This is a genomic window from Magnetococcus sp. PR-3 (assembly GCF_036689865.1).
In the GTDB taxonomy this organism is placed as follows: Bacteria; Pseudomonadota; Magnetococcia; order Magnetococcales; family Magnetococcaceae; genus Magnetococcus.
Map to the genome: position 1 here is coordinate 1 of NZ_JBAHUQ010000062.1, position 9,924 is coordinate 9,924.

At 45.2% G+C, this 9,924-nt stretch carries 5 protein-coding genes; all 5 read right to left on the minus strand.

Features of this window, described 5'->3' with window-relative positions; all coding sequences use genetic code 11:
* Positions 1-291: 291 nt before the first annotated feature.
* The gene (locus tag V5T57_RS20305) at positions 292-1,080 is read right to left on the minus strand and encodes a gamma-glutamylcyclotransferase family protein (RefSeq protein ID WP_332893101.1); all 789 of its coding nucleotides are present in this window, start codon (positions 1,078-1,080) and stop codon (positions 292-294) included.
* A 342-nt stretch (positions 1,081-1,422) separates the two neighbouring features.
* Complete coding sequence (locus V5T57_RS20310; protein WP_332893102.1) at positions 1,423-2,664, minus strand: aminotransferase class I/II-fold pyridoxal phosphate-dependent enzyme; 1,242 nt, start codon at positions 2,662-2,664, stop codon at positions 1,423-1,425.
* A gap of 8 nt (positions 2,665-2,672) precedes the next feature.
* Positions 2,673-8,084, minus strand: coding sequence for an AAA family ATPase (locus tag V5T57_RS20315; protein ID WP_332893103.1), 5,412 nt, complete (start codon positions 8,082-8,084; stop codon positions 2,673-2,675).
* A complete protein-coding gene (locus V5T57_RS20320) occupies positions 8,084-8,800 on the minus strand; it encodes a hypothetical protein (protein WP_332893104.1) in 717 nt (238 codons plus the stop codon). Before V5T57_RS20320 ends, V5T57_RS20315 begins: the two co-directional genes overlap by 1 nt.
* Before the next feature lie 934 nt (positions 8,801-9,734).
* Positions 9,735-9,924, minus strand: a 190-nt coding sequence (locus V5T57_RS20325) for a transposase (protein ID WP_332893105.1), incomplete at its 5' end; no start/stop codon positions are given.

A 9,924-nucleotide genomic window follows, 5' to 3' on the forward strand; every position in this document is an offset into this window, starting at 1 on the left:
GTGGGGGGGGCGGATTAAGCCGCACAAAGATGTTTTATAAGGTGAAGATAATAAAGGCATCGTTTGAGTATTGATAATGGCTTATACAGTGCATACAAACAATAAAAGGTAGCCTTCGTATGGCTACTAAGGATAACTCATTATCTCACCCCCGCTGTGAGCGTAGGAGAGAGAGCTTTTAGGCGTAACTGTTTGTTGATTTACAGCGTTTACATTGGGTTTAAGGCCTGTTGGCCCATGCAAAGATAACGTGGGAGAGTGGCCTCCCATGGTTTAGCTGATAAGGTGTTTTCATCGATAGTGATACTGGCCAATATAAGCGTATTCCCTGTTGTATTCATGTAAGTAGGCATTGATATATTTTTTGCCACCTTCAGAAATATTACCCTGTAGATAGTCGTCCAGCGTTTCACGACCATCACTGGTATCATGGCGTTTGAGGAAAAATAGCGTCATATCTTTACCGCCAATCAGGTCAACAAGACACTCCAGTCGACTTTCGGCGCCGCGCATATCAAAGACAGCACCCGCAAGGGCGGTGTAGTAACGGTGCTGTGCAAGTGTCTCAGACGTAAACACCGCTTTCATAGACGATGGGGGTTCAAAAAGAGGGTACTCTGTATCCGGGTGCATTTTGTGGCTGCGCAGCTTTTCAATATACGCTTCATTTAGCCCTGCAGCGGTGGCCCCTTTAAGAATAATATTGAGATAGCGGCGTGTTGGTAGGCAGTCATTGTTTAGATAAGAGGGGATACCAACATAGGTAAGTGCTTGGGTGGGTCCTTGGGAGGTCTCCAACGGCACTTCTATACGATCATAACCGACGCCATAGGACTCTACCGCATCAAGCAGTTCTAGGTGCTCATCATCACAATCATGTACCAGACCCTCCACCCGATCATCGGGATTATTAGAAGGTACAATGTTACCAACCCCACCTTCATGGCGGAACCAATGTTGAACATTAAAGACCAGTTTATAGCCCCTTAGGATGGCTTTTCGTGAAGCGTGTGGAACGACACCTTTTGCTCTTAGTGAAGTCAGGTTAATATTCGATCCGTAACCAAAATAAGAAAACATATGCCCTCGCGTTCATATTAATTAGGTTTATAACTCGGGTCTATCTTAAGCCTGGGTTATCTACGTTGGCTCTATTTTATTCCTCATACAGTCACAGCGCATGATTACCACTGTTGGAGTTGAGTATCGTGTTCTACAGCGCTTGAACAGGCTCACGATAGTAAAGCTTTGCAGTAATCTATTTTGCGTACTGTGTCAGCATTAGCTTTTGATCTGTGCGACTGAAACGAGCACTCTATAGATGCGATATCTCATGGGCACCTGCAGCATAACTCCCATACAGGGTGAGACCACACCTTTGGATATAAAAAAGGTGTGTTCACCTTAATAATAGTGCATTTTTCATGTTTTTTTCTTGTTGAGCATATGATCGAGACGATCAATTGCTGTCGCTACCGCCCGGTCAGGTTCCGCCATATAACAGAACCTAAAAAAACCTGGCTCACTGAAGTGGCAATACTCTCCAGGAGTCAAATTGACATTGGTCTCATCAAGAATCCGATGCCACAAACGTCTCTCACCTTCCCAACTGGGTTCATCCAGGTAGCTGCGTAAATCACAAATTAAAAAAATTCCAGAATTGGCTGGAATATAGGGGATTTTTGCATGGTTAAGCGCATCGGTTGTTTGTTGATAGGCCTGTTTTAAACCTGTTTTCATGCTTAAAATAATGTGATCAATAACCTCATGGTCAGAGACAAACTTAGAAAGCAAATATTGCGTATGACCTGAACAGGTTGCCCAGTAAGAGAGTGCACTGACTGCGTGTAACACCTCATCATTATGGCTTAATAGAACCCCGCAGCGCAGTCCGCTGGCGCCAAAATCCTTGCTAAAACCCCAGACGATATGAACATTCTTACCTAAATCAGTTCGCAGCGATGCTGCGCTAACAAAGGCACGATCTCCAAAGACCGATAAAGCATAGATCTCATCAAAGATCACATGAATCTGTTTTGTTTCTGCCCAATCCAGAACCGCTTGGACCTCTTCACGGGAGTAAGTACGTCCCATGGGGTTGTTCGGAGAGGTAAAGAGAAGAGCCCGTACCGGAATGGTCGCTTTAGCTAACGCTTCATCCAGCAGTTCAGGGGTCGGGTCATAGTTGTCACGATGGCTGCAATCCACAGGTATTATCGTGAGGTTATCTCGGGTTTCCAGGTCGGCCCAAAAACCAGCATAGCTGGGAAGGGGAACCAGAACACCATCTCCTGGATCGGCAATGGTATAAAAGAGGTTCTCTAAGACACAGCCTGCACCAGCAAGAACAATTAAGCGGTCTGCATCGACCTTATTTCCCACAAATGTACGGCCCATAAAATGAGCAAGATGGGCGCGAAAGGCTTCTGCTTTAAAGGTATCATCGTAACCAAGAACACCAGCGGGAACATCACGGTAGCGATCTAGGCAGGTAAGAACTGAGGGTGCTATCTGTTTATTTTCAGCAATAGAGAGTGCGATATAGCCATCGGGTCGATGGTTTGGGTCCCATGGAGATGCAAGCCTTTTAAAATGCTCATGAATGTAAGGAGCCATGGGGGATGATGTGGTTAAAGCATGACCACGTTGAGACAGTGACGTCAAAGGTAACCTCATTTCTTAGTCAATTTTTCAAAGCCTTGCCAATCTTCTGGTGGTGGCTCTTTTAAATAACTTTTTGAACGTTCTGCAAAAAGTGAAAATACGCAATCTTCTGGGTCGTCCGCCATAGCTGCAGTAAACAACTCGTATGCTTGGGCAAAGTCCTGGGCATAATAGGCTTGCATCGCGGTATGTAATTGACCTTTGGTCTCTTCTTTTGCGGCACGGCGTTCGGGGCTCTCTGCATTAAGAACCTCATAGAGTTTAATGGCCTGTGACTTCCCCTTTACCGCCACACAATCGACCATTCGAATAGAGAATTCCCCTGAGTTTTGTACGGCACGATAGGTTTGTTCACCGATCAAAAAATTAGCTCGATAGGGTTTGGTCAACTGCTCTACGCGAGATGCCAAATTAACCGTGTCTCCAAGTACCGTACACTGCATGCGCTTTTGCCCGCCAAGGGTCCCTAAGACAACAGGGCCGGTGTTCATGCCGATACCCATCTGTAGTTCAGGTTGTCCATTCGCCAGGGCATCCTGATTAAAGGCTTCAAGTGAGCGGCACATCTCAATCCCCGCTTGTACAGCTTGATTGGGTGGCACAGCAAAGAGTGCCATAATCTCATCACCACTATATGAGTCAATGAACCCCCCGGCTTGAGAAATAGGGTGCCCAAGTTGACTGAAATATCGGTTTAAAAGATGGATGATATCTTGCGGTGTCATGCGCTCAACCAGCGGGGTAAAGTCCCGCAGATCTGAGAACATGACACTGATATCCATAGCCACAGACTCCCCCAACTCTACTTTAGAGATATCATCATGGCCAAGATTTTTAAGGAATTGGCTGGGTACAAAGCGCTGCTGTGATTTAAGTAAATGTTCCTGTTCTTCATAAACCTTGGCGTTTTCAATTGAGATCGCTGCTTGAGCTGCGAGAACTTTAATGACCTCAACCCGGTTCTTGGTAAAAGCACCATGGACAAGGTTGTTCTCCATATACACAACCGATTTTAGTTTGCCACTACTGGGCAAGGGAATACACATAACCGACTTAGGCTGATCAGAGAGAATATAAGGGTCTTGGCCAAATTGGTCCGATTGGACAGCGTTGCTTAATACCAAAGGTTCATCTGTACGTAAGGCTGTATGGATTAATGATAGGGGAAAGGTAGCAGCTAAGCGCTTGTTAAAGATTGGTTTGGTTTGCGCACACCGGTTACCACCAGCCTCACCATGGGCCCGGATTGTGAGCTCTCCTTCATACTGTTCAATCAAAAAACCTTTTTGCGCAGCGGCATTCTCCAATAAAACAGCCATGGTGATTTCACAGAGCTGAGTCAGCACAAGCTCACCTGAAATGGCTTGAGATGCCCGCAGTACAGAAGCCATATCCAACTCTTCAGACTCAATTGAGCCGGTACCACCCTCTTGCCGAGCAAAGCTGTTGTTACGAAGATTATGGGTACCTTTTTGGAACAGATAGGGGTGTTCCTCTTCCAAGCTTTGGACTTTTCTATGGGCGCCCCAGCGGTAGTACAGATAGTGTGCTGCTTGGAGATAACCTTCTGCGGCTTTTGTTAAGCCAAGACGTATAAGGTGTTTAGCCGCCAGTTCATTGGCCATGGCTTCGTCGCGCAGAAAAGCACTTTTATTGGCGCGCGCCATGGCTTGTTCATACAGGGCCAATGCATCTTGTGAACGATCAGATAAAGCGGTGAGTTCAGCTTCCATCATAAGGCGGAGGTGTTCAAAATTGTCTGGGCAGAGTTGTTCCCACGTTACCATCTGGTCATAGTTTTCTCGCATCTTAATCAACGCTGCATCACGCCCTTCACCTTGCATGCTGGGGTACAGCATGGCACGGACCAGAAACGCCACGATATGAAAACGCACCAGTTGTGGTAATGACATGGCAGAGGCCATTAACTGTTCTTGGGCTAAGACATGCTCCATGGCCCCTTGTGGATCATTATAAAAAAGATGAATCTCCGCCTTGTAGATGTGGTAGTTGGCAATGCCGGTCATAAACTCACGTTTAAGCATGCCTTCGACACAAGCTGTTTCATCAAAGCGATCATCCGTCATGGAGAAGGTGCTTTTTGTTAAACCCTGAAAGTTTAATTGCATCTGCAAAAATAAGGTTCCAGAGTCTAACGAATCTTGATATTCACAATCTTTTACAATAGTTAGATATTTGCGTTGCTCTTTAGAGGCTGTTTCTAGGTTCAGTTTAGGATCCCATATCGTGCAGTCTTGCGCACTATAGGCTAAATAGAGCAGATCGCCGGATTGGTACCCTGCTTCAATCCCTTTAAGAAACCAGGGTGTCATGCTTGACCAATGGTTGCTCCAGTGATGGATAAACATGGTGTAGACATAAATGATTCGGGATCTAAGGGCGATATCATCAAACTGTTCAATGAGGTCAACCCCTAGCTTGCCATATTGGTAACCCAATGCCGGATCATTAAGAATACCGCATAACAGCATGCCATAACCGGTGTAGGCAAAGGCTGTCTCTGGACTGTTGCCATAACGAAGAGAGAGGTTGACTGACTTTAAAACAAGATAGGGAAACATCTGTCCGCTGCCAGATAAAAAAGCAGCAGGGAAGATCTCCATCAACAATTCACTGGCTATTCTCGCGTTGGGGTCTGTCAAAGCTGGGGCATGAATTAAGCTAGAAATTGAGCGGCCATCAAGGTTTTTCTCGACGGCTGCAATCTCTTGATCCACGGCTGCTGTGTCAGGTGTTTTTGACATCTCAAAACCCAACAAGGCCAGACCCTCATAAGCTGCCGAAATGGACTCGCGCATCTTGCCTAGTGTGGCGTATTGACGTGTACGTACGGATAGGGTTTTCGCCTTTTCCATAGAGGTTTTAGAGCGCGCAAGTATCTTGTCTGACCAGCGGTCTGCTTGAGCGTGATCACCTGTTAGGTAAAAGCAGTGCTGAAGTTCACTGCTAATCTCCCAGACCAGATTGTAGTCTGTGTCCCAGGCATGGTCTGGTAATAATTCGTGGCTAACTTGCAAAAAATCCAGTGCGGATTTATAGGCTGATGATTGTTTGGCTTTAACCCCGGCTTTGAGGTTTAATCCCGCGAGTTCACGACGTTCTGTCGGGTCAGTAATCAAGTGGCGGCCAATATTAAAATGCCCGACCACTTCAATCAGTCGTTCTGCGAACTCTACTTCGCTACTATGTTCTTGAATAAGTCGAGCAATCGAGAGATGAACAGCCTGTTTCTTTTCAGGTGTAATCAAAGAGTAGGCAGCTTGTTGAACTCTATCATGTTGAAACTTATAGACAGGGTTAATTGAACAGCTAATTTCTGGCTCATCCCTGGGTACCGTTTCTGTCTGGTCCGAGGTGCCTAGACCAACAAATTTATAACTTTCAGAAAGGGGTAGTACAAGGTTGCGGGAGAGGGCGTCGTGCAATTGGCTGGCAGTTTTCTCCAAGGAGCTTTCATTGATAATAGCTAATGTTCTAAGATCAAATCTGGTTCCAATGCATGCCGCAAGCTGCAAAATGTGTTGTGTCGATTCACTCAGGCGCCGCTGGCTGGCCACCAAAAAGTCGACCACATTATCACTCTGCTCACTATTTTTTACCGCTTCAAGATCCCATTTCCAACGACCCGTTGAGGGCTCAAAATAGATCACCTCTTTTTCATAAAGATCTTTTAAAAGCTCAATGGTGAAAAAGGGGTTTCCCTTTGCCTTTTCATAGATCAACTCCGCCAAAGCGTGGGTCTGTTCAGAGCTGGTATAGAAGATATCTGCCAATAGCAGATCAACGGATGGTTGATCCAGTGGTTGCAGGTTCAGCTCTGTAATGGCACGTTTTTTCTTAACTTCCCCAAGAGTGACAGAGAGAGGGTGGGTTGCATCTACAGCATTATCACGGTAGGCACCGATCAAGAAAAAGCTATTTAATTCCCGTGCTGTAACAAGCCGGTGGATAAGGTTCAACGTGGGGATGTCGCTCCACTGCAGATCATCCATAAATAAGACCAAAGGATGCTCTTTACTGCAAAAAACTTTAACAAAATTCAGGAATAAAAGTAGAAAACGATTTTGAGCTTCTGCGGGGGTGAGCTCTGGAACAGGGGGCTGTTTACCAATGATTAGCTCAAGCTCAGGAATAAGATCTATAATCAGCTGTGCGTTGGTGCCCAGTGCGTCAGAAATACGCGTACGCCACCGCTCCAAACGTGTATTCGGTTCCCCCAAAATCTGCTGCATAAGGCCACGGAAGGCAACCGCAAAGGCTATGTATGCTTCGCTCTGTTGGAACTGATCAAATTTACCGGATATTAGGTAACCTTTTTTGCCAACAATAGACTTTCCAAGCTCATTGACCAGCACCGATTTACCAACACCGGAGTAGCCAGATACAAGGCAAAAGGCTACATCTCCTTGAGAGACATCATCAAAGATGGATTCAAGCTGTGCTAACTCCTTCTCCCGACCATAAAGTTTTTGGGGGTTTTGAAACGTTCCAGATCGATCAGATGTTCCCAGTTCGAAGGTCTGGTTATGGTTCCCCTCTTTATAATCGTCATAACAACGTTGCAGATCCGTGGCGAGGCCATAGGAGCTCTGATAACGCTCTTCAGCATTTTTTGACATCAGTTTGGAGATAATATGAGAGAGCACCTCCGGGATTGTATGATTGACCGAATGGGCTTCAGGAGGGGGAAGGCTGATATGACAATGGACCCACTCCAGAGCATCATTGGCGGTAAAAGGTAGCTTACCCGTTAAAAGCTGGAAGAAAGTAACGCCCAGAGAGTAGTAATCGGATCGATAATCCAGATCACGGTTCATTCTCCCCGTTTGCTCGGGTGAGATATAGGGCAGAGATCCTTCTAGGCGTTTGGATAGAGCAACATCTTGACGTTCTCGGCTTAGTTCAGATGAAATTCCAAAATCGATGAGACGAATATCTCCAGAACCTGGTTCTATCAGTACATTCCGAGGGGTTATATCCTTATGAACCACATTCTTCCCATGCATATGCCCCAAAACTTTGGCAAGTCGTATGGCAACCGGGAAAAATTGTTCTAAGGAGAGTGGACGTCCCTCATTATTGGCCAGGAAAGCACTCAGAGAAACCCCAAAAGCTTCCATCTCAATGGCTAATGTCCCATGACCATAAGGTATGAGTGCATGCACTTTAATGATGCCATCAGCATTCAACCGTTGGGCGATTTGGAAATCGCGCTGAATTTCAGCAATCTCATCCTTTTGTGGATACTTAGCCCTTAATGTTTTGAGGATGACCTCTTCATTGCCACCTTGGCGCTGCGCTCGGTAAACAGCATGCATGCCAGAGTCACTAATGACCTCTAGAATATCAAAACCTGGAACCAAGCCTGTGCTGGTTTGAACCTGACCAGACGTACGCATTAAACACCGAAAATTTGGTTGAAAGTGGCATGAAAGTCTTGTTGTGCGCTATTCAATAAGGGGCTGCCATGACCACAAAGGGCGTGACTAAACGAAATATTTTTTAGGCGTACAAAATCATCAGCCTGAGGTTTGCTACCCATCATCCATGCGGGGCCTAAATTAGCAGCTTTAAAAAACCCCATCTCCTTCATGGTGGCTGCTGTTGCATCATCAAAAAACTGGTTTGGCTCAGTCCAGTTTTGTAGTGCATCACAGGCAATCAGCACTCCACCGTCGCGGTCCATACGAATAATGGCCTCGGGTCGTTCAACGGTTTTAAAGGCAAACAAAGAGCTTTGTCCAAAAGGCATTTCGCCACCTTCTGTAAGCTCTTTATCTATTTGTAAGCCCTCTTCAACCACCATACCTTGTGGTGCCCAAAAGGTGGCCTTATAACGGTCAACATAAAAGGGGTCATCTACACCATGCATATCCCCAATACGCACCACATGTTTCACTTTTCCCAGGGCATCAAGAGCAGTTAAACCTTCATCATCAAGACGTATCGAGTTAATGATGGTCAGCTCATCTCCTTCTCTGACAATGGTCATGTTTCGGCTGAATTGCCACATGGATCCAAAAAATTCATTTTTCATTGTGCCTGTGACAAAAAACAGATCTTCAAAAACTGTATCAATGGGGCCGTGAGGCATTGCTTCTAAAAAAACAGACATGAGGTTAACCTTTCATGTGTAATGAATATTAAATCTTAGCTAGTTTGCTTGGTGTTCACTGTTGTTTTATTGGACCCATGAGTGAGGTCCCGTGATCTGTAATAAAAGTGCATGAACATGTTTAAGTCGGCTTAATCATGTGTTCTGCTCGTGGTACTGTTCCAGCCCGTTATCGTTTTGCTGTGTGTTTGTATTTTTGTGTGTCGTTATCGCTCTTTAAATACGGTCTAATGCGGCTTCTCTACCTGGATGTTCTGTATCTCAAAAAATGCGCTTATTAAGAGATGGCACAGAACCAATTAAATATAATATTTAGCCTGTGTGGCTCAAATTCACTCCAATATTATGATATCCATATGGGCTAGCATAGTTAAATCATGCCCATAGGTAATCTTACTTATCTAATCGGTACTTTCTCTATCTGGCTTGTACCTCCGTCTAGAAAGGTCTGAAAATAAACAAGATTGAGTGAAAAACACCTTTTACAAGAGCCCTCTGGGGTTGAAATCCATGACATTGGATGACACATAGGCGTCCTGAAATGATTATAACCAGAAGAAACAACCTGTATTGTTGTTTACATGTTTGATGGGCGTTGTCAAGTATGTGGCGCGCCTTTTTTCTCAAAAAATTTCAACGGAACGCTGGTTTTTAATTTTTTTGTATAGGGGTGTTATTTTTTCTTTGTATCGTTGTGCATGCTAAAAACTATAATAATTTAGTGTGCTAAGTCACGAAACCTGCAAATCGTGATAGATCACGGGTTGGATGAATACCTCAAAAGGGCAGATAATCTATGTAGGCGGTGTTAAAAGGGGCAAACAGAGTGCGAACAGTACGAATGCGTACAAGGTAGAGACAGTTCGGCTTACGGTTGAACTGGGCAGCATTCCTGACACAGCGAAGAGCCTAGGGATGTCAGTGGATGCTATAGTCACCGCAAACCATAACTAGACATCATTAATGTTTCTAACGTTGGTGGTGGTACAGTGAACTCTCTACGTTTTTTCAAGACTGCGAATGATTGCTCAATAGGGTTGAGATCTGGGCTATATGGGGGAAGCGGGAGGAGTGCATGACCATCTCTTGCAAGTATTTCAGCAATATTTCGTTTATTGTGGAAG

Bases quoted from the DNA above. Each gene is read 5' to 3' on its own strand.
- V5T57_RS20315 (WP_332893103.1), bottom strand. From the start codon at position 8,084: ATGCGTACGTCTGGTCAGGTTCAAACCAGCACAGGCTTGGTTCCAGGT.
- V5T57_RS20305 (WP_332893101.1), bottom strand. From the start codon at position 1,080: ATGTTTTCTTATTTTGGTTACGGATCGAATATTAACCTGACTTCACTA.
- V5T57_RS20320 (WP_332893104.1), bottom strand. From the start codon at position 8,800: ATGTCTGTTTTTTTAGAAGCAATGCCTCACGGCCCCATTGATACAGTT.